This is a genomic window from Rhizobium sp. 18055, assembly GCF_902706285.1.
Lineage (GTDB): Bacteria > Pseudomonadota > Alphaproteobacteria > Rhizobiales > Rhizobiaceae > Rhizobium.
Genome location: NZ_CACSKD010000008.1, coordinates 237,913 through 259,688 on the forward strand (window position 1 = coordinate 237,913; position 21,776 = coordinate 259,688).

Genomic DNA, 21,776 nt, shown 5'->3' on the forward strand with positions numbered 1-21,776 from the left:
AAGAAAGTAGAAGGGAACAAAAAATGAAGAACTGGAAGACACAAACAAGCGTAGTGGCAATCGCTGCTGTCTCGCAAATTCTGTTTTCGGCTCAAAGTTATGCCGGAACACCGCGTGACACGCTCGTGATCGCCACGCAAATGGATGACATCGTCTCGATGGATCCGGCCGAAGGCTGGGAAGCCACGTCCAGCGAGATGATCGCCAACGCGTACCAGACGCTTGTCGATACGGACCCTGCAGATCCCGCTAAAATTACCGGCGTGGTTGCTGATTCCTGGACCGTTTCCGATGACGGGTTGACCTTCAAGTTCAAAATCAGGACCGGTCTGAAATTTGCATCCGGCAACCCGCTCACGGCCGACGATGTCGTCTATTCAATCGAGCGCGCGGTGGTGCTCAATCGTGGACCAGCGTTCATCCTTAGGCAGTTCGGCTTAGATGAAAACAACATCGCTGAAAAAGTGAAGAAGACCGGCGACGACGAAGTGACGTTGGTCATCGACAAGCCTTATGCTCCGACCTTCGTTCTGCAGTGCATCTCCTCCGAGCCGGTAGGCTCAATCGTGGACAGCAAGCTGCTTAAAGAACATGCTGCCGACAATGACTACGGCAATGGCTGGCTGAAGACGCATTCGGCCGGCTCCGGTCCTTTTGTCATCAAGGACTGGCGGGCCAATGAAATCGCTTTGCTTGAGAAGAACAAGGAATTCACCGGCGGCGAGGTGAAGTTGAACCGCGTTATCTACCGGCACGTTCCGGAGATTGCCACCCAGAAAATCTTGATCGAAAAAGGCGACGTCGATGTCGCCAGAAGCCTTGGTTCGTCCGAACTCAGCGGTCTTGCCGATGACAAAGACATCAAAATCGAGAGCTATCCCATTCCAAGAATCTTCAGTCTGGGAATGAACCAGAAAAACCAGTATCTCGCCAAGCCGGAAGTTCGCAAGGCACTGAAATATCTTGTCGATTACAATGGGCTTGCGAACACGCTGTTGAAGGGCAAGGCCGTCGTCCACCAGACGTTCCTCCCAGAAGGCCAGCTTGGCGCCCTGGACGAAAATCCCTATACGCTGGATGTTGCCAAGGCGAAGGAACTCCTCAAGGCGGCGGGCCTTGAAAACGGCTTCGATATCACGATCGATGTGCCGAACCACCCCGAACCGCTTGGCATCGCCGAGTCGCTTCTGAAGACATTTGGGGAAGCCGGCATCAGAGCCAAGCTCAACAGCGCGGATTCAAAAGAGGTCACGTCAAAGACGTTCGCCCGGCAGCATGAGCTTGGTTGGATGCAGTGGGGATCGGATTATCCGGATCCGAACTCGAATGCCGAGGCGTTCGCGTCCAACCCTGACAATTCGGACAATACCGAATTGAAGTCGCCGGCTTGGCGTCAGAGTTGGGAGATACCCGAGCTGACGAAAATGGTTGGCGAAGCCGTTCTTGAGAAGGACGCCATCAAGCGCGAAGAAATATATCAGACGCTCCAGAGGAAAGTCCTCGACGACGGTCCATACCTTCTGATGTTCGAGCCGCTGGACGTCTCGGCCGTTCGCACTGACGTGAGTGGCTTCGTCATGTCATCCAAATTCGCACTATACGGCGGGGCGTCGAAACAATGAAGAATTGGTTTGGAAGCGGTGCGGCGGCCAATGTCGTCTCATTGATTCTTCGCCTGGTCTATAACTTCGTCATTCCGCTTTTCGGATTGGCGCTTCTGACATTCTTGATCGGTCGGCTTATGCCGACCGATCCGGTGCTTGCGATCGTTGGAGACCAGGCTTCGACCGAAACATATCGGCACGTTCGCGAGGGCCTGGGCTTGGATCTGCCGGTTCTCGAGCAGTTCTGGCTTTATCTCACCCGGCTGGCGCATGGGGAACTGGGCCGCTCCGTCTTGACGACCAGGCCGGTGGTCGAAGATATATTGCGGGCGTTCCCTGCAACACTGGAACTGTCGATAGCCAGCATCATGATTGGGATCGTTGGGGGCGTACCGCTCGGCGTCTTGGCTGCAGTACGAAAAGACCGCTTCAGTGACCATGCAATCCGCGTCTTCACGTTGGTTGGCTATTCAGTTCCGTCGTTCTGGCTCGGCCTGATGGGCCTGGCCATTCTCTATGGGAAACTGGGATGGGCTGCAGGGCCCGGTAGGCTTGATGTTGCCTATGAGTATCTGGTGGAGCCGATCACAGGAATGACAACCGTTGATGCGCTTCTTGAGCGGCAGTGGGATGTCTTCTATGACGCGCTGCAGCACCTCGTGCTTCCTTCACTGGTTATCGGATATTTCTCGCTGGCGCTGATCTGCAGAATGACACGCGCACTCATGCTGAGCGAGATGAATCAGGAATACGTGATCACGGCAAAAGTGAAGGGGTTGAGCGCTAACAGGATCGTCTGGCGGCATGTCTTTCGAAATACGATGGGGTCCCTATCGACAGTGATCGCCTTGACGTTCGGCCTACTCCTCGAGGGATCGGTTCTGACCGAGACGGTCTTCTCTTGGCCAGGCCTCGGCTCCTACATGACCAATTCCCTTCGAAATGCCGATATGAATGCAATTCTTGGCGGCACGCTGTTCATTGGAGCGATGTTCATCGTCGTCAACTGGATAGCCGATCTCATTCAGGCATCTCTCGATCCACGGGTCGGCTGATGCCGCGCATTTTGAACTGGTGAGTCCAATGAAACAAATTCTCAGATCGCTCCGATCGCCATCGCTTCTCATCGCTGTGCTGATCATAGGCTTCACCGTTGGCGCCGCGCTGTTTGCCAATTTTCTTGCCCCATACTCTCCCTATTTCGGCGGTGATCTTCAGACCGAGCGGCTTCTTCCGCCAAGCCTGCACTTCTGGCTAGGGACGGATGATCAAGCGCGCGACATCTATTCCCGCCTGCTCTTCGGCACCCGGTTGACGTTGCTGATAACCGTTCTGTCGATGGCGATCTCATTGCCGCTGGGTTTGGCGATCGGCGTGATATCTGGCTATTTCGGCGGGCTGGTCGATGGAATCCTGATGCGCATTACCGATGTGGCGCTCGGGTTCCCCAAGCTTGTCTTTGCCCTGGCACTGGCAGCTGCGCTTGGACCTGGCGTTGAAAACGCCATCGTTGCCATCGCACTGACAAACTGGCCGCCCTATGCGCGTCTGGCACGCGCCGAGGCGTTGCGCCTGCGCAACAGCGATTTCGTTGCAGCGTGCCGCCTGCAGGGGGCCGGGCCGTTCTACATCATACGACACCACATTTTGCCGCTGACGCTACCGAATGTCATTGTTCGCGCGACCCTGGATGTCTCGAGTGTCATTCTGACGGCTGCCGCACTCGGCTTTTTGGGCCTCGGGGCGCAGGCTCCGGCGGCCGAATGGGGTGCGATGATTGCGGCCGGGCAGAGGTATCTGCTTGATCAATGGTGGGTGGCTGCGGTGCCCGGCATTGCTATCTGCCTGCTAAGCCTGAGCTTCAACATGCTCGGAGACGTAGCGCGTGACAACCTAGATCCGAGGAGCGGGCGATGATGGAAATGAAGCCTTCCCTAATCGTCGAAAATCTCTCCGTTTCCTTCGGACATGGGGCAAGCACAATCAAGGCCGTCGATGGCGTCTCTCTTACTGTTGGTAAGGAACGCGTTGCGATCGTCGGCGAATCCGGTTCGGGTAAATCGCAAACGGGAAGAGCCATTCTCGGTCTTTCGCCAAAGTCGGCCAAGGTCCACGCCGACCGCCTGGAATTCGATGGCATCGAGCTGAATGGGCTTAGTGAAAGGCAATGGCGCGGTATTCGAGGAAAGCGGATATCGATGATCATGCAGGACCCGAAGTTCTCGCTCAATCCGACCATGACGATCGGCGCACAGATCGTGGAAGCGGCCAAGAGCACAGGGGCGCTCGATACAAAGAGCGCCACCGAAAAGACACTTGATATGCTTGCATCGGTACGCATCAGCGATCCAAAGCGCATGTACAATCTCTATCCGCACGAAGTTTCGGGCGGCATGGGCCAGCGTGCAATGATTGCGATGATGTTGGTCACGGAGCCGCAACTGCTCATTGCCGACGAGCCAACCTCAGCGCTTGATGTCAGCGTCCAGGAACAAGTGATCTCCATCCTTGATGAAATGGTACGGGAATCACACGTTGGATTGTTGATGATCACTCATGACTTACGATTGGTCCGCAGGTTCTGTGACCGCGTGATCGTCATGTACAAGGGCAAGATAGTTGAAGAGCTCGCCTCCGATGATCTGCTGCATGCGGAGCACCCTTATACGCGCAACCTGCTGCGATGTGTTCCAAGCTTGACCAGACGCGTTCGTCCGCTCCCGACGAAGGAGGATTTCATCTGATGTTAGAGACGCGCGAACTGACGATCGAGTTCAATCGCAGTGGAAAGACATTCACGGCAGTCGACAAGGTTTCAATGACCGTGACGCAGGGTAGTTCCTTTGGGCTAGTCGGCGAATCGGGATCGGGAAAGTCGACCATCTTGCGGGCCCTCAGCGGCTTCATGCGCGCAAGCAGTGGGGACATCCTTGTTGGCGGTTCAACACTGAAAAATCCTGAGAAGAGCTTCTTCAAGCAGGTGCAAATGATATTTCAGGATCCCTTCGGCTCCCTGAACCCCGCCCACCGAATAGGCCGTATACTTGACGAGCCGCTTAGGCTGCATTCTTTCGACAATCGCGCGGACCGTATTCGCCGGGCACTCGTGGATGTCGGCCTCCCAGAAACAGCGCAAAGCCGATATCCGCACGAGCTATCCGGCGGACAAAGACAGCGGGTTGCAATCGCAAGAGCGCTGATCATGGAACCGCAAGTCATTCTGCTCGACGAGCCAACATCGGCGCTAGATGTTTCTGTCCAAGCGGAGGTGCTGAATCTTTTGGACCGACTGAGGACGGAAAGAGGGCTGACATACGTCCTTGTCAGTCACGATCTGGCTGTGGTGGCCCATCTTTGCGACGAGATTGGTGTCATGCAGGATGGCAAAATGGTCGAGACGATTACCGTCGATAATCTGCTGGCAGGCGAGGCTAAGCATCCATACACACAACATCTTTTGGCAATCGCGCTAAAAAACGACCTTGTCTTTGACGAGAACCAGCTCTCAAGATAGCGTTCGCAATCAACTGCCTCGAGCGAGTTCATTGATAAACAGATCGGCGAAGACAACCTTATGGCTCTAGATCGCCAATTTCATCACCGAAATCTACCCGACCAGATCGCCGATCATATCGTTGATCGTCTTGCGCTCGGTGAGCTCTCTCGGGGAGACCGCCTCTTTGAAAAAGAGCTTTGCGACACATTGAACGTCAGCCGAATTCCGCTCCGCGAAGCACTTCGCTTGCTGCAAGCACAAGGCGTGGTGCGGACCGAACCCAACCGCGGCACCTTCATCATCGGTTTCGACAAAAAAGAGATTTCCGAGGCGCAGGAGGTAAGGCTCTCTGTCGAGCGGATTGCACTGCGGCGTTTGCTACCGATCGTGAAGGGACGCCCGGAAATTCTCTCCAGCCTGGATGAGCCGATCGAGCAGATGAAACGGGCGGCGATGGTAGGCGATCGCCTTGAATTTTGCCGGGCCGACCTCTTGTTTCACGGCCGCCTCATCGATTTGTCCGAGAGCGTAACACTTCGCCCGGTTTGGGAGGTGCTATCCCGCGTCACCTTCGTGTTCATGACGCAGGAACCCGTGTTGGCATACAATTACGCGGGAGCAATTGAGGATCACGTCATCCTGAAAAACCTTATCCGAGAGGGGCGCTGGGCTCCGGTCGAGAAGGAAATTTTCGCACATATCACGGTGCCGATGAGCCTGCGCAGACCTGCTTAAAAGACAGTTGACTAACCGGGGTCAACGGAGATTAAATTCGTATTGTGGTCGAAAATGTGGAAACTATTTTCATCGCGGCATTTAAGACGGATGAGGCTGTGACGAACCAGATGGCCGACATAAAATAGGTCTAATCGACATTCGGCGTAGCCAGATCATGGTAGCAAACGTTCACTAGCTGGGTCTCGGCGATTGCATTCACTTGCGGCCAAAGTCATGGATATTCTCGAAGAGCGAAGTGTGGTTAGCGCTGCGCGGTGGTTGAAGCAGCACCCGTCTATTGAGGTCGTGAGCGGAGATAGATGCGGACTTTAAGCGCAGGCCGCTTATGAAGGCGCGCCGCAAGCGTCTCAGGAATCAGCAATGAAGTTGAGAGGGGTCCAGTGAGCGTCAGGCGAAGTTCTACCCAGGTTAGGCCTTCAGAGCCCGGCAAATACTGCCCGTCAATCTTGCGCTGGGCCGTCCTCATGAGTGCCCTCGCTTCCGCGTGCGCCGCACAGTGTGAGACGCTGTTCAGCGCGGCGTCACCCTGGAATATCACTGTGCCCGCAACGGCAAGCGCTCGATCGGCGGGCATTGCTGCTGGCTGGCCCGTTGGTCTTGATACGTGGGATCCGAACGGCTACTGGGTTGTCCCGTACTACGAGGCAAGCGAAAGCGATCCGCTTGTGCCCATTCTCTACAATCCGCAGGCATGGATGGCGGTTTTCGCCGGTTCCTGGCGAAGGTCCGGAAACCCACGGGATGTAGAGGCGGCGATCCGTGCGTCGTCGTCTCAGACCTTTCCGTTTCCGGGTAATGTGTTCTCATCGACGTCAACGTCGGGATGGACCATGCCGCCATTCTACAATCAGTTGATGAACGGTACATCTGGCGCGGCGACGTTCCACGTGCCGTCATCAGAATTCTTGCCCCCTGCCGGCGCAGATGGCCATGTCGCCATTCGTCAACCATCGGGCGGCGTGCTTGAAATCTATGGCACGATTGTCCTTTCCGATCAGACGATCGTCGCACTATCCTATTCGGTGACAGATCCGGCCGGTCTGGGCGACGGTTGGCAGAGAGGCCAGACCGCATCGATGCTGCCCAGTTACGCCGGAGCGATTGTCGATGAGGAAATCGGCATGGGGATCAGACATGCCATGTCGATCACCGTGCCCGCTAAGCTATTGGCACCACAGATTGCCTACCCCGCCTTCGCCCTCGACCGCGATGCAATGACCAATGCGGTTCCCTATTCCGGCGCTCTGCCAATGGGGTCGCGTCTGGCGCTGCCGGCCAGCATAGAGGTAGGGGACCTGCGGTTGGTGACCGACGCAGGACGGGCGATTGCGGCTGCCGCAAAAGCCTACGGTTTTTTGATTGTCGATCGCGGAGGCGAAGGGATTACCATCAGAGTGAGGCCAACGAGCTCACGGTCGGAGCCCGAACTCTACGTTTACGATGCGCGGCTGAACAGTGATCTGGCCACGATATTCGCGCATCTTGCTGTCGTTTCCTTCTGAACGAATGGCAGCGCCAACGAAACGCAGTCTTGTATATCGTCAACAGCGGCGGGGAAAACATCCGACACCGCACGGGGCCAGGGCAGTCCAAGCCGGTCGGATTCAACAGCAAATGCGGTGCGGGCCGTTTCTCCGTCGTGGGGCGACGGCCGTCAGAGCATCCGCTTAATCAAAGACTTCACGACGCGCCGTTGCTGTTGCAATGGAGCGTCAAAGTTGTGTTCTGGGTTGCATCATCGTGGCGGATACGGTGTGGCAGCAGGCTCGATACGAGGGTGAAACGGCCCCAATGGGATGAGTGCCGCACATCGCGACGCAAGCTCGCTCGAAGTGAAAAGTTGCACGGAAATCCAAAATATCAGCGCGCCTCGCGCGAATAATAATGCAGAATTTTGTCATCAGGTGAGTGGCCCAAGGGTGCCGCTGAATGCAATGCCTTGCGGTTTCGGCGTTGGAAACCACCTCCAGAAGCTCAGTCGGTCGATAGAGCGGAAGTATTCACAATTTGTGTTGCGTGGTTCCCATCTGCTGGCGGAGAACGATTTCAGATGGTCACAAATTAGGCGAGTCATCGCAAAAGTGCATAGCATGCGCGGCAATCCCTGGGGTCAGGAAATTGCAATCACAACTGAACAGAATCAGTATTATTGCGTAAAAAGTGCGCAAAAAATGAGAAAAGAGATCAAAAACAAATCAGATAATCATCGATAATAGAAGTAATATTGAAATTGATCATTGGTCAATATAGGTACGTTTCTCTAATATATTCACTCTTGTCTTTATGTAATCAATACTATTGATTGAAGAGATCAAGGCGACGTCAGTTTCAATATTCGATCGCTTTGGTACTGGGAATCGAGCCATGCGCCATCCCGAAGTGCTCACGCAATAACAAGCAGTGCCTGGCGCAAGACGTGCATAAACGTCAATTCAGTAATTCCCTCGATGTCCATTTTAGACCGAACTGATCAGGGCTTGGCGCATGAACTACGTTGACCTTTCCGCCCAAAGGGGCGCTGTTGCGTCCGAGGTAGCATTTCTGAGGCGCGCATCGGCGATACCGCTACGCTATCGTATCTTCGCTTCGTTGGTATTTTTTATGATCGCTGGAGTTGCGGTTGCCGCCATGCTCCTGACTCCTGCCAGGTTTCGAACGACAGCCAATCTGCTGGTTCTGCTGTCGGATGATTATGGCGCACGACAGATCGCCGGCGGTAGTGCCGCGCTGCAGCAAACAGCAATGGACCGGGATGCTTATATGTCGGCCGAACGTGACATTCTCATGAGTGATGGCGTCATGGATGAGGCCATCGCAACAGTGGGCGCTCAGGTCCTTTATCCCGACGCGATTAAGCCGCCAGGGACCTTGAAATCGATCTCGCGCGCCGTCGGTGAATTCATTTCGGGGTTCCGACCCGAGGAGAACGACAAAGCCAAGCAAGCCCGCGAAGTGGCACATCGTGCCGTGGCGCAATCGCTCAGTGTCGACGCGGGCCGAAGCGGCAATGTGATTTCGATGACCTACGAGAATACCGATCGAGACCTTGCTGCCAGATTTCTATCGACATTGGTCGATGCGTATTTTGCCCGTCGCTCGACACTTTTTTCCGACGAACAGGCGGTCATTCTCGCTCAGCAGGTTGAGACAAAACGCAAGGAGCTCGCCGTCGCACGCGCGGAGCTGACGAACTTTCGTCAAGTGAACGCCATCTCTGACTTCGTGCTTCAGCGTGAGTTGCTCCTGAGACGCGTTGCCGATCTCAATGGAAGCCTGGAGGCAACCGAAGTCAGCGCAACAGAGGCTCTCGCCCGTCGCGCAACAGTGCTTGACCAGCTCAACAGGGAGCCCGTCGCTTTCGTGAGGCGCTTGGACAATCAGGACGTGAGCGTTCGACAAGGCGACGTCGCGCGGGCATTGGAACAGGAATCCATCCGGCTTGAACAGGAGTTAAGTGCGGCCTCGGTGCGGCGTGGAGACCTCAAGGCCCGGATCATTTCGATCCAGCGCGAATTGCAGACATTCAATGAACAGGAATCAAGGCTCGACAATCTCAGGCTTCGCCAGGAAGTCCTTGAGCGGCAATACGCCCAGGGTTTGCAAACGCTCGAGGACCGGAAGTCCATCGAGGCTGTCGCCCAGACCCGACGATCCAACGTGAAGCTCGTGGACATTCCACGGCCAGCGGACCGACCCACCACCCAGCGAATGCTGATTGCGGCGAGCGGTCTGATGCTGGCGCTGTTCAGCTGCGTCGCCATTCTGACTCTTGGCTGGTTTTCGAGAAACTGAAAATGCCGACGTAAGCCAGCATACCCAAATTTTGCGCAGGGAATTTGATACCAGACGCAGCACGAGGCAGGTTTTAGCCGATGCCAAAACCGTTGCTCTCCGGGGGACGATATCTTGAAAATTGCCATGATTGGCTCAAGGGGCCTGGGAACATCATATGGCGGCATCGAGCGGGTGCTGGACGCCGTCTGCCCCGAACTCGTAGCGTTGGGACATGAGGTCGACGTCTTCGCGGCAGCGATGTCGACATCCAGTGAGCTGCCGGGTCTGAAGGTCGTCAGGGTTCCCTGCGTCCGCGGCAAGCATAGCGAGACCATTTCGCGCAGCGTTTTGTCACTGTCGCGCGCCGTTGGCCGATATGACGTCGTGCACTTTCACGCGATCGGTCCCGGGATCCTCTCCGTCGCGACGCAACTCCTCGGCCAGCCGGCTGTCGTTACCATTCACGGGCTCGACCAAAGGCGCGATAAATGGGGGGTAGTCGCCAAGTCCTGCCTGTCTCTCGCCGAGGACATTATCGTCAAGTGCGCCGATCGCGTGACGGTGGTATCCGAGGACCTTCGTCGACACTTTCTCGAACGCCATGATCTCAGAACGTCATACATTCCGAATGGCCTGCCGACCGTGGCGCAGGTACCGCGCGGTCCCGTCCTGGCAAGCCTCGGACTTCTCAAGCGCCGCTACATTTTCTTTGCCAGCCGGCTGACTGTGGAGAAGGGATGCCACGACCTTATCGAGGCACATGCGGGTCTGGACAATGACGTCGCTCTCGTGATTGCCGGCAAGGCCCTCCAGCCAGACTATGAGGCCCACCTCAGGCAGCTTGCTGGTCGTGATGTAATGTTCGTTGGTCATCGCAGCGGGCGTGAACTGCAGGAACTTTACAGCAATGCCGCGCTGTTTGTCCTGCCGTCTTACCTGGAGGGCATGTCGATGGCTCTGCTGGAGGCTATGGCCTATGGCGTACCGATTGTCGTCAGCGATATTCCCGAAAACAGGAGAGTGGTCGGCAACGATGCCATTTGCTTCCCTGTCCACGATGTCCGCGGCCTCGCCGAAGCGCTGCGCCTTGCTCTGGCCCAGCGCAGCGACACAACCCGTCACACCGCAAAGTGGCCGACATGGGCCAACATCGCCAAGCAGTACGGCGACGTCTATCACCGGGTTACAGCCCAGCCGGTCGCTATGATGGGCACACTTTACGGGAACGCGCCGTGAAGCCGACGCCTCTACCCGCCAGCCGATTTCAACGCATCCTCGCAGCGGGTTTTGCGACGCGAACGATCCTGTTCGCACGGCTGTTGCAAAACGCCAACGGCTTCCTGTTGACCACGATCGTCGCCGGTCGCTATGGTTTGGATGCCGTGGGCACGTTGACCCTGGCCACCATTCCCATCACACTGGTGACGCTGTTTGGAACATTCGGGCTGCACTTCCGATTTGCGCAGATCGACGCCAACCACTCCATTCTCAATACACTCGGATTGATCTCGGCCGTCGTCTCGTTGCCGATCATCCTGGGCGTCTCGCTGGCGTTCGCATTCATCTTCGGACACAGCCAGCACGAGCAATTCCAGCTCGCAGTCATCGCATTGTCGTCGCCATTCTTTGCACAATGCAACGTGATGAATGCGCTTCAGGTCCTGCAAAACAGGCAGGTCCACAGCATCATCAGTCCCGGCATGAACATGCTGGGTCTCGGTCTTGGTGCTTTTTCGCAGGATTTCAGTACTTTTTGCGTGTGGGTTCTCGTCTTCCGGGTGCTTGGCATTGTCATTCCATACGCCCTTCTGCCACACGATTTCAGTAACCTTCGTCAGACGGCAAAGCAGCTGGGCAGCGGTTTGCGTTTCCTGTTCTCCGACGCTGTCCTGATCCTGAGCGATAATCTCATTTTGCTTCTTAGCGCACATGTCCTCACGCGGGCGGACCTTGGCATTCTCGGCATCTGCCGGCAGTTGTTGACGGCGAGCGACACCCCCGGTTGGGCGAACATGCAATCTTCCTACCCCAGACTTGTCGCTGAAGGTGATCGGTATTTCCATCAACTGACACAGGTCATGTTCCGTACCGGCGCTTTCCTAGGTGTTGTGGTTACAGCCTTGGCTTTCCTTGCCGGTGCACTGGTGTTTCATGTTCAGAACCTGTGGTTTTATACCGCGATTCTGATGGTATCGGCACCGGCACGCTACGTCGTCTTGACAATTGAAACGCAGCTCAAGGCCAAGGGAGCAATCAGCGTCGCCAATTGGCTGACCGGTCTTCGAGCCATAGCCGGTTTTGTCGTCATCGGCACGGCAACGGTCCTCAACGGTTTGCTCGGCCATATCGTCGCCCTCGCCGGCTTCTTCGTCGTGCTTGCGCTCGTTGAGTCTTTGCTATCGAAGCGCAAAAAACAGGGGCGTTCTGCCATCGTGATGACGGGGAAAAGGCTATGACAGCTCATCGCCTGACGTTTCTCCCCGCGCTGCCGCGGCTCGTCGCCGACCGAAGCCTCTACGTGCTAATGCTTTTGTCTACGATCGCATTCTGGCCTGTCGGTCTGCTAACCCCCGTGCAGGCGGTTGTTATCTGCGTCCTGGCATTTGCCCGGGCACCGTCTGGATCCATGGCGCGGATCGTTGCGATCAGCTGGATGTGCATCGGTCTGTCTCAGCTTGCAGCCTCCATTGTCGCGGGGGTCTGGCGCGAGCAGGCCGGAACCGGCCTCGGCCAGATCATGAGCTTCGGTGTGATCGGCTGGGTAATGGGGGGGCTCGCCATTTGGGCTGGCGCCGCCCACGGGCTCTCGCACCGGGTCGTTATTCGCGCCGTCGCCATACTCGGTGCCTTGGTCATCCCGCTGGCGATGCTCGGCGCCTGCGGCGTGGCACTGGGCATGCGGACGATGGAGCTTTCCCACACACTGCCGACCATGCTTGCGCCCAACAATATCTCGGCACGCCTTTACGGGTCCGTCGCAATCTATCTCACCGAGGAAACGCTTGGAGAACTGACAACCCGCCTGATCCTGTTTTTCCCCTACACCACGGCACTCGGGCTGGGCGGCATTGGCATCACGCTGATCAGCCTCCTGGAAAAAGACTGGCGTATTCGCCTGGCCGGTATAACTGGCGGACTAATCGCCGTGGTCTTCAGCTGGAGCCGCCTGGCGCTCGGTGCCATGGTCCTTTGCGCCATCGGCTGGATCTGGCTGAAGGCATCGCTGAAGCTGAGGCTGCTATTTGTGTTTCTGGCACTTGCAGCTCTGTTCGTCATGAGTGTGGCTGGCGAAGACTGGCTCGGATCGCTTCTCTCTGCTCAGGACCGCGTCGATGGCGTGCGCGCCGGATCTAGCCTTGCCAGGCAATTGATTTATCAGAAAAGCTGGGAAGGGTTTCTCCAGTCACCGATTTTTGGCTACGGCTGGATCGGGCCATCCGTACATCCCAAAGAGATGTTGCCAATCGGAAGCCATTCGACTGTCTATGGTCTTCTCTATACCGGCGGCGGCATGGCTTTTGGCGCCTTTACGATCGCCATAGCGATAACCATCATCGTCGCCAGCATCCGGTTAATGACCGAAAAAGGCGAACGTCGTGACGAAATGATCGTCATGTTTCTTCTGTCCCTGACGCTGCTTTTCTTCTGCAAGTACGAGTCGCTGTTCAGCATCACGCTGCCGTGTTCGTACATCTTCGCATTCATCGGTGGCGCCCTAGAGCCAGCAAATCACATTGAGAACCGGACATAGTCTCTGAAAAGCGAACGAGATCCACGGAGTTAACCCAATGGCACACACACCGCATCTTAGCATCGTCATTCCTGCTTACAATGTAGCTGACTACATCGTTCCAGCTGTCGAGTCGGCCCTCGACCAGACCTACCGGAACCTCGAAGTCATCGTCGTCGATGACGGTTCGACGGACGCCACACCGCTGCAGCTCTCACGCCTCACAAGGAGCCGCCAAGACGACCGGCTGAGAGTTGTCCGCCAGGACAATGGCGGTCTGTCGGCTGCGCGCAATCTAGGTATTCGCGAAGCCCGGGGCGAATATATCGGTTTCCTCGATGGTGACGATCTGTGGCACCGGGACAAGGCCGAGGCACATTTGGCCGTGATGGATCGGGATCAGACAATCGGCTTCAGCTACTCTGCATCGGAATACATTGAGGAGGATGGCAGGCCCACCGGCAGGCTCCTACGGCCCGATTCGATGAAGCCCTCATTGCATTCGATGATCCTGCGCAACCATGTAGGAAACGGATCGACACCGGTCGTCCGGCGATCGTGCTTTGAAGCGGCAGGAACATTTCGCGAAGATCTGCACAGTTGCGAAGACTACGAGATGTGGTGCCGCATCCTCTGGATGACGGATGCGATCGCAGTCGGTCTTTCGTCCCCGCTGACCTATTACAGGTTACGCAGATCCAGCCTTTCTTTTGATATCGACCGCTTTGTCGGTCAGGCCGATCTCGCCGTTGACATCATCCAGTCGTCAATGCGCGACATTCCCCGCAGACTGATCACGCATGCAAGGGCGGGACACTACAGGATCGCCGCCAGGAAGGCGGTTTTGGCTGGCAGGATGGACAGGGCGCGCAGGCTGCTTGTCCGTGCATTTCAATTGCGCCCCACGATGTTCCTGACCGACCCGCGCGCCGCCGCGGCCTTGGTGTCCCTGGCGATTCCCGAGCGGCAGTTGCGCAAGCTCGAGAACCTTATGATGTCGTCGCGCGCCAAGAAAGCCTGAACCACGCCTGATTGAAACATCATTGTCCTCTTGGGGGGTTATCATGGCATCCAATCGCTCGACTTTCTCGCAAATGCTACAAGCTGCCGATGGCAGACCGTCCGGCTTTGACTACATGCGGATTGGTCTTGCCGTCGCGATCACCCTGTACCATTCCGTGCGCGTCACCTTTGGCACGGAGGTTGATCATGAGCTCTGGCAGACGCTGTTGCGTGGGCCGCTTCGCTCAGTGCTGCCAATGTTTTTTGTGCTCAGCGGCTTTCTGGTCGCAGGAAGCCTGGTGCGGTGCCGGACCCTGGTGAGCTTCCTTGGCCTGCGTGCCATTCGCATCTATCCCGCGCTGATTGGCGAGGTGCTGCTTTCGGCGCTGATCATCGGGCCATTCTTCACGGACCTGCCGCTGCTTCAGTATTTTACCGACCCGCAGTTCTTCCGCTATCTGGCCAACGTCACAGGGCACATCAGCTACTGGCTGCCTGGTGTGTTCGCCCACAATCCGGACGCGACCGTTGTCAATGCACAGCTTTGGACCGTACCGTTTGAGCTCTACTGTTACCTCCTTCTATCGGGGTTGACCTTACTGGGTCTGAAGAAGCAGCGCTGGATCGGGCTCGTTGCCTTGGGTGCGCTGATTGTCGGCTATGTCGTGTTCAGGCAGTTCAAGCCCGATCCGCTGGCCGGGCTTGCAAATCTCTCGGGCTGGGAGTTGATGCTCTACTTCCTTGGTGGTGTCTGCGCCTACCAGTTTCGAGACCGTATTCCAGCCGGTCCGCTTTTGTTTTGCCTGTCAGTCGCTCTATCTTTCGTGCTGTTGCAAACCGTTCCCGGGGGCGAATATCTGGCCATCCCGCCGGTCGTCTACATGACCATCTATCTCGGTCTGACCAATTATCAGCAGACCATCTTCAGCAAGCTGTCCGACTTTTCCTACGGCCTATTTCTTTACCACTGGACTATCCAGCAATGCCTTGTCGCGCTCCTGCCACAGGCAAAATCGGCGTTGCTCACGGCCTTTGTTGGTCTGATCGGCGGGCTCGCTATCGCATGGGTATCCTGGACATTTATCGAACGCCCGGCCTTGTCGTCGAAACGACGTGTCCTGGACCTGGAGGATCTGTTTCTTGCGGCAGGCCAGCGCGCCCACCGTGCCGTCTGCCATCTCCAAGAACGGATTATGGGAACGGCAACAAGTGTGTCCGGCAAGGATCATCGTTGACGGCTGATGCAATGCGTACAGGGCGAAGGCGAGCGCGACCGGAATTGTCGCGTTGCGACGATATTGCCAGTGCCCTGTTTCAACCAAACCCGACCAGCGCCGCCGGTGACAGCGCCAAATTCTTCCTTCTCCCTGGATGTGAAGAAAGTCGCGCCTCCACGATATTTGATGCGGAGACATCATGACATTCCTGGCTATTGCATTTGAAGCTATTCTGGCCCTTCTGGGGCTGTCGCTATTCCTCGGGGGCCTATGGCTCTCCAACCTTGGCGGTTCGGTCTATTATATGATCGCCGGCGTGGCCTACATGCTCGCCGCAGCTCTCGCGCTCCGGGGAAGGTCTTCAAGTGGTATCCTGACCGTGCTCGTCGCAATGCTCACACTTCCGTGGGCTCTATGGGAAGCGGGCACGGATTTCTGGGCGCTCTTCCCGCGTCTTCTAACGCCCATTATCCTGGCTGGCTTCGCGCTCTTGTTCTTGCCAACGCTGTCGAAAGACGCGCCGCGTACGCTATCGTATCTCGGAGCAGCATTCGCCGCGTGCTTGGTCATGACCTGGTTTGCATTTGCCGTCGTTCCGCATGGCGTGATCAGGCCCTCGGCGGATGTAGCAGCCTATCGGCCTGTCAAAGGCGACAACAAGCCGTCGAACTGGACAGCCTATGGCCGCACCACAGCCGGTCTGCGCTATTCGGCGTTCGACCAGATCAATCGGGAAAATGTCGGAATGCTCGATCTCGCCTGGACCTTCCGGACCGGCCGAGGTGCAGGCATCGACCAGAATACGCCGTTGCAAATCGACGATGCACTTTTTACCTGCACTCCCACAAATGTCATCACCGCCTTGGACGTCGATACAGGCAAACCGATATGGACGTTTGATCCAAAGGCAAGCGCGCCGCTCTGGCAGCGTTGCCGCGGACTTGGTTACTACAAGGTTGCGCAACACGCTGAGACGGCAGACGGCCGATGCAGCGAACGGCTTGTCCAGACGACGATCGATGCCCGACTTATCGAAATAGACGCCAAGACGGGCGCGCTTTGTGAGGGGTTTGGCAACAGGGGCGTGGTCATGCTTGGCGAGCACATGGGCCAGATCAAATCAGGTTTCTATTTCCAGACATCAGCGCCGCTGGTCGCGCGCAACCTCATCGTCGTCGGTGGCTGGGTGATCGACAACGAAGAAGTCGGAGAGCCATCAGGTGTCATTCGTGCCTTCGACGTTATGACTGGCGAACTTGCCTGGGCGTGGGACCTCGGCGATCCCACCATTGCCAAACTCCCACCCGCGGGGAAAACCTATACGCGCGGCACGCCCAATATGTGGACGACCGCCGCTTACGACGACAAGCTGGGGCTGATCTACGCACCGCTCGGCAACAGTACACCTGACTACTACGGGGCCAATCGACCGGCGTTTGCCGATCAGTACAATTCATCATTGGTGGCGCTCGATGTCACCACCGGTCGCGAAAGATGGAGATTTCAGACTGTCCATCATGATCTCTGGGACTACGACCTGGCAGCGCAGCCTGCCTTGATCGATGTCCCAGATGGGAGCGGCGGCACGGTTGCGGCGGTTTTGCAGACAACAAAGCGCGGACAGCTATTTCTTCTCAACCGCGAAACAGGCATTCCTCTGGCCGAGGTTGAGGAAAAGCCTGTGCCGCAAACCGGCGGCGCGCCCGAGGAAACGCTCTCTGATACGCAACCATATTCAGTCGGGATGCCGACGATCGGAAGCGATCGCCTGACCGAGGCAAAGATGTGGGGACTGACAATGTTCGATCAGCTGGCCTGCCGCATCGCATTCCGCCGGCTTCGATATGACGGCGATTTTACGCCTATTGGACTACGCTATGCAATCGAACAACCGGGCAACCTTGGTGGCATGAACTGGGGAAGCGTGTCGGTCGATATCCCCAATAATCGCGTGTTCGTGAACGATATTCGCGTGCCCACAATATTCTCTCTTGTGCCACGTGAGGATTATCCGGCACTTGCCGAAAGCGTTCACGCCGACGCAACCGGCCATGGCCCCTCACCACAGGCGGGCACACCTTATGGAATGGCAACAGAGATGTGGACATCGCTTCTTCGGGTGCCGTGCACACAACCTCCGTTCGGGACCATAACGGCGGTTGATCTCAATACACGTAAAATTGCCTGGCAGATCCCCGCAGGAACAGCAGAGCAACTCGGTCCGCTGCGTCTCAAGAGCAGGTTGCCGCTGGCCATGGGATTGCCGACATATGCGGGGACATCTGTGACGGCCGGCGGTCTGGTTTTCTTTGCCGGCTTTCAGGACTATTACATACGCGCCTATGACGCCGAAACCGGCGAGGAACTCTGGAAATTCGCGCTTCCTGTCGGTGCCAGTGCGACCCCGATGACATATGTTTCGCCAATAACCGGAAAACAGTATGTCGTCGTTTCCGTGGGCGGCGCGCCTTACTCCCGGGATGTGGGCGACTATGTCATGGCGTTTTCTTTGGGTGCCACCGTAAACCAATAAGGGTGAAATGGACTGCGTATGGCGATGGCGTTCGCTTTTTCAGCCGCGGCGCGCTTGGGCGAACTATCTCCCAGCGGGCATTCGAAATCTCTTTCGGTGCATTGACGATCACAGCGGTCGCCATGCTGCCGGAGCAATCTGAATGACGCCGGTTTGTGCCTCGTGCGGTGAGCCAAGGGCGAGTTTGTCGTTCTCGTCGGCCCTTCGGGCAGTGGCAAGTCGGCCCCCTGCGGCGATCGCAGCCTCGCCATGGTGTTTTCAGTCCTACGCGCCTTATCCGCATATGACGGTGGGACAGAACATGTCGTTTCCGTTGGAGATGGGATCGTGTCCCGGCACGTGGTGTAGGTTCTGAGGAGTAGGGTGGCCATCAGTGTTTTCCGCTAGGGTCGGGTTGTTGAAGACCAACCTGACGGAAAGACCACCGATGACCAATGACATGATGAACGTGCGCTCGCTTGTTGAGAGTAAGACCGTATGTCCTTCTTCTCGCCTGAGGCGGCTCGCCCTACACTGGTCTTCCGAGGGTTGCTCGGACAGCCCGAGCCGATCCTCATCACAGGAGGACGAGCCGTGGCAGATTATAGAGAAGGTTTTGTCGGAATCGATGTCGCCAAGCTGAAGAATGCGATTGCTGTTGCTGAATCTGGCCGGGACGGAGAGGTTCGCTATTTCGGCGAGGTCGAGGCAACGGATGTCAACATGCGCCGGACAATCCAGCGAATTGCCGCAAAGTTTGATCGCGTGCATTTCTGCTACGAGGCGGGCCCGACGGGGTACGGCCTTCATCGTCTAATCCTGTCGCTTGATTATGAGTGTATGGTTGTCGCCCCGTCATTAATCCCGAGGAAGCCTGGCGATCGGGTAAAGACGAACCGTCGAGATGCACTCGCGCTCGCCCGGCTGTTGAGGGCCGGCGAGCTCACGGCAGTGTGGGTTCCTGACGAGGGCCATGAGGCTATGCGCGATCTTGTTCGTGCTCGGGCTGCTGCTGTTGAGACATTGCGGGTTCATAGACAGCAGGTCAGCGCATTCATGCTCAAGCACGGTCGCATCTATCCACGCAAAAAGGGCTGGACAATGCGATACCTACGTTGGCTGCAGGAGCAACAGTTCGACCATCCAGCACATCAGATAGCACTTCAGGAAATGGTAGATGCGGTGCGCGTATCGAAGGAGCGTGTGGAACGACTGGAGAAGGTAATCGAGGAGTTCATCCCGAACTGGTCTCTCGGGCCGGTCGTCCGAGCACTGCAGACACTACGAGGTGTCGAACTGATCGTTGCCGCCACCTTCGCCACGGAGGTCGGAGATGTGACAAGATTTGAGAGCCCGCGCCAATTGATGGGCTATCTCGGCTTAGTACCTGGTGAGCGATCAACGGGCGAGACAGTCAGACGGGGCTCGATCACCAAGGCAGGCAACGGTCGGGTTCGGCACATGCCTGTTGAGAGCGCCTGGACATATCGACATCCTCCGAAGGTTGGCGCGAAAAAGCTTTACCGCCTGGAGGCCGCGCCACCAAAAGTGCGAGAGATTGCTTGGAAAGCTCAGAGCCGGCTGACGGCTCGCTATCGTATGCTGGCCGCACGAGGAAAGCGAACGACAGTGGTTTGCACCGCCATTGCCCGAGAGCTGGCCGGGTTTATGTGGGCTGTTGCAAGGGAGGCGCAAACCATCAAATCGTAGATCGCCGCAACGAACTTGCACCTCGCGCATGGGCGGAGGCGGGACAACGGCAGGGGAACATCCGTCAGCCGCTTTGTGGCCGGCAAATGACCGACGCCCGCAGTAAGATAGGAACAGCCCCGGACGCACAATCGGGAATGCGGTAGCCAACCCGCGCATCAGAGCTTGATCACCGACGTCCTTGAGTTCCGCCTCCACCCATGCGCGATCATCATCATGAACAACCGTTTGTCAGAACGGGTGGTTGCACTCGCCCCGAGCATTGACAAAGGACATCAGAGCGGTGTTTTCCTCGCACATTGACCAAGCTCAATTGGGCTTTCCCAAAAATGCCGCTACGGCATTGATGGCAGGAATGCGCCAGAAGCGGTCATTGAGGATGTAAAAGTAGCCTTGCCCGATGCGAATCTTTCTCGCGCCCGCAAAGTCGAAAGATGCTGGCGAGGCGGCTGCGAGTGGGGATGAATACGGATTGTGCACCAACCACTACAGAGACCGTGTCGCTACAGTCCACGGAAATCCAGCACTCATCTTTCTTCACCTTGAACCCAGCAAGCAACTCAACAGGAGCTGCACCGAAGTCAGGCCTGAAGAGAAAATCGGAGCGAAAGCGATCTGAATTCCAATCCGCATGGTTTTCCCATGAGAACATCCGATTCAGTTGCACGGCTGCGGCATCGGTCAAGATAACGTCAATGTCCTTCAGCGTATGAGAAGCGATGCCATGTAAGGCCAGAGCCGCTCCGCCGAAGACCATCCACTCCTCATCAAGCTTGTTGAGACATGCAGCCATGCGCTCTAGCGTATCAGCGAATTCATGACTCATGGAGGGTACTGTCATTTTGGGTCTGATAGGTGAGGAACGTGACACTCCGATGAATGTCCGCAATGGGCCGACAGCAGACTTCAGCCGTTTGTTCGTCTCGAATAATTCCACGGCAAAAGCTCATTGATGCAACTCTGCCTGTGACCGTTGACGATGGCGGTGAGCGTCGCATTCAAATAGGCCAGCGGATCGACGGCATTGAATTTGCAGGTTTCGATCAGCGAGGCGATTGTCGCCCAGTTCTCTGCTCCCGCGTCATGGCCTGCAAAGAGTGCGTTCTTCCGATTGAGGGCAATCGGCCGGATGGTTCGCTCGACGCTATTGTTGTCGATCTCAATGCGGCCGTCGGTCAAGAAGAGCTTGAGACCATCCCAGTATTTGGTGATGTAGGCCAATGCCTCGCCAAGTGGCGACTTCGTGTCAATCGCTGAACCTGATGCAGCCACTTCGACCGAACGCCCCGTGTCAACGACCAACGACTTTGGTCTCGTCATACCCACGCCCCGAAGCACGGCCATGGGTGTATCGCGTTGGTTCCCGTGCAGGCCGATCGCTTCGTCGGTATGTGGTTCGTCAGTTGCCGCCGCGCTACGTGCAAGCCTACCATCGATCGACGATAGGGTTTGCCGCACCACGCCTCGCGCAATTCACACGTGATGAGCGCTTGAGCGCGATGGTGCGCGAGCGAGAGGCCCCATGACCGGAAGTTCAAAGGCAGGTCAGCGACCCCGCGACTGACTTATCCGCAACGCGGCACGGCCCGGTGGATTTCTCCACGCGGGCTGCTTTGGTTTCGCATCTGATCTGAACTTACGAATGTTTGGTTGCGGGGGCAGGATTTGAACCTGCGGCCTTCAGGTTATGAGCCTGACGAGCTACCGGGCTGCTCCACCCCGCGCCAACAGGGCGACCACTTGTCGTCCCGATCGAGCGTAAATCCCTATGGGATTTATCGCGTCCGAGCGAACCGCTTGCGGTTTGCTCTTACTGCCTGAGCGACGTGGCTCAGCCAAGTCGTCTCATGTTAGGTTCTGCTCCTGGCCCTTTATAACACGAAAGGACCGCTTTTGGGCGGCCCTTTGGTATCGGCTGGGCCGAAGAATTCGTTTAGAGAAGATTTGTTGCGTTTCGCAGACCTGGCAGCGACCGACTCTCCCGCGTCTTAAG

General features: G+C 56.8%; 17 protein-coding genes, 1 tRNA gene and 2 pseudogenes. 17 read left to right on the plus strand and 3 right to left on the minus strand.

The features are described 5' to 3' along the window. The first annotated feature begins 23 nt into the window (after positions 1–23). From GVL52_RS16225 to GVL52_RS16300, 17 genes and pseudogenes are all read left to right on the plus strand, one after another. Entirely contained in the window at positions 24–1,622 is a 1,599-nt protein-coding gene (locus GVL52_RS16225; RefSeq protein WP_160008886.1) for an ABC transporter substrate-binding protein, read from the plus strand. Beyond that, on the plus strand, positions 1,619–2,659 hold the full coding sequence (locus GVL52_RS16230; RefSeq protein WP_160008888.1) for an ABC transporter permease: 1,041 nt from the start codon (positions 1,619–1,621) through the stop codon (positions 2,657–2,659). Before GVL52_RS16225 ends, GVL52_RS16230 begins: the two co-directional genes overlap by 4 nt. A 28-nt stretch (positions 2,660–2,687) precedes the next feature. After that, entirely contained in the window at positions 2,688–3,521 is an 834-nt protein-coding gene (locus tag GVL52_RS16235) for an ABC transporter permease (protein WP_160008890.1), read from the plus strand. 5 nt (positions 3,522–3,526) lie between these two features. Then, positions 3,527–4,348 carry an ABC transporter ATP-binding protein gene (locus GVL52_RS16240; protein WP_160008963.1) on the plus strand — a complete coding sequence of 274 codons (822 nt, stop codon included), beginning with the start codon at positions 3,527–3,529 and terminating at the stop codon, positions 4,346–4,348. After that, positions 4,348–5,118 carry an ABC transporter ATP-binding protein gene (locus GVL52_RS16245; protein ID WP_160008892.1) on the plus strand — a complete coding sequence of 257 codons (771 nt, stop codon included), beginning with the start codon at positions 4,348–4,350 and terminating at the stop codon, positions 5,116–5,118. The genes GVL52_RS16240 and GVL52_RS16245 overlap by 1 nt, the downstream gene beginning before the upstream one ends. A gap of 60 nt (positions 5,119–5,178) precedes the next feature. Beyond that, complete coding sequence (locus tag GVL52_RS16250) at positions 5,179–5,835, plus strand: GntR family transcriptional regulator (protein ID WP_160008894.1); 657 nt, start codon at positions 5,179–5,181, stop codon at positions 5,833–5,835. 449 nt (positions 5,836–6,284) lie between these two features. After that, positions 6,285–7,340 carry a hypothetical protein gene (locus GVL52_RS16255; RefSeq protein ID WP_160008896.1) on the plus strand — a complete coding sequence of 352 codons (1,056 nt, stop codon included), beginning with the start codon at positions 6,285–6,287 and terminating at the stop codon, positions 7,338–7,340. 294 nt (positions 7,341–7,634) lie between these two features. Continuing rightward, a complete protein-coding gene (locus tag GVL52_RS16260) occupies positions 7,635–8,051 on the plus strand; it encodes a hypothetical protein (protein WP_160008898.1) in 417 nt (138 codons plus the stop codon). Between the two features lie 271 nt (positions 8,052–8,322). Continuing rightward, positions 8,323–9,630 (plus strand): hypothetical protein, encoded by a 1,308-nt coding sequence (locus GVL52_RS16265; protein ID WP_160008900.1) that lies wholly within the window; start codon positions 8,323–8,325, stop codon positions 9,628–9,630. Positions 9,631–9,744: 114 nt separating this feature from the next. Beyond that, positions 9,745–10,848 carry a glycosyltransferase family 4 protein gene (locus tag GVL52_RS16270; RefSeq protein ID WP_160008902.1) on the plus strand — a complete coding sequence of 368 codons (1,104 nt, stop codon included), beginning with the start codon at positions 9,745–9,747 and terminating at the stop codon, positions 10,846–10,848. Continuing rightward, positions 10,845–12,068: a lipopolysaccharide biosynthesis protein gene (locus GVL52_RS16275; RefSeq protein ID WP_160008904.1), complete on the plus strand. Its 1,224-nt coding sequence runs from the start codon at positions 10,845–10,847 to the stop codon at positions 12,066–12,068. Before GVL52_RS16270 ends, GVL52_RS16275 begins: the two co-directional genes overlap by 4 nt. Positions 12,069–12,265: 197 nt before the next feature. Further along, positions 12,266–13,363: an O-antigen ligase gene (locus GVL52_RS16280; RefSeq protein WP_160008906.1), complete on the plus strand. Its 1,098-nt coding sequence runs from the start codon at positions 12,266–12,268 to the stop codon at positions 13,361–13,363. 37 nt (positions 13,364–13,400) lie between these two features. Beyond that, positions 13,401–14,363 carry a glycosyltransferase family A protein gene (locus tag GVL52_RS16285; RefSeq protein ID WP_160008908.1) on the plus strand — a complete coding sequence of 321 codons (963 nt, stop codon included), beginning with the start codon at positions 13,401–13,403 and terminating at the stop codon, positions 14,361–14,363. Positions 14,364–14,406: 43 nt separating this feature from the next. Next, complete coding sequence (locus GVL52_RS16290) at positions 14,407–15,579, plus strand: acyltransferase (RefSeq protein WP_160008910.1); 1,173 nt, start codon at positions 14,407–14,409, stop codon at positions 15,577–15,579. Between the two features lie 181 nt (positions 15,580–15,760). Then, positions 15,761–18,094, plus strand: coding sequence for a membrane-bound PQQ-dependent dehydrogenase, glucose/quinate/shikimate family (locus tag GVL52_RS16295; RefSeq protein ID WP_160008912.1), 2,334 nt, complete (start codon positions 15,761–15,763; stop codon positions 18,092–18,094). Positions 18,095–18,268: 174 nt separating this feature from the next. Beyond that, a pseudogene (locus GVL52_RS30905) lies at positions 18,269–18,416 on the plus strand (sugar ABC transporter ATP-binding protein); the annotation flags it as partial. Between the two features lie 155 nt (positions 18,417–18,571). Next, the gene (locus GVL52_RS16300) at positions 18,572–19,783 is read left to right on the plus strand and encodes an IS110 family transposase (protein ID WP_244619201.1); all 1,212 of its coding nucleotides are present in this window, start codon (positions 18,572–18,574) and stop codon (positions 19,781–19,783) included. A gap of 370 nt (positions 19,784–20,153) precedes the next feature. Here the strand turns inward: GVL52_RS16300 and GVL52_RS16305 are convergent, their stop codons facing one another. The 3 genes and pseudogenes from GVL52_RS16305 to GVL52_RS16315 form a co-directional block, all read right to left on the minus strand. Next, a complete protein-coding gene (locus tag GVL52_RS16305) occupies positions 20,154–20,609 on the minus strand; it encodes a hypothetical protein (RefSeq protein ID WP_160008916.1) in 456 nt (151 codons plus the stop codon). Positions 20,610–20,689: 80 nt separating this feature from the next. Beyond that, a pseudogene (locus GVL52_RS16310) lies at positions 20,690–21,028 on the minus strand (transposase); the annotation flags it as partial. Positions 21,029–21,430: 402 nt separating this feature from the next. Further along, positions 21,431–21,507: transfer RNA gene (locus GVL52_RS16315), tRNA-Met, on the minus strand. Between the last annotated feature and the right edge of the window lie 269 nt (positions 21,508–21,776).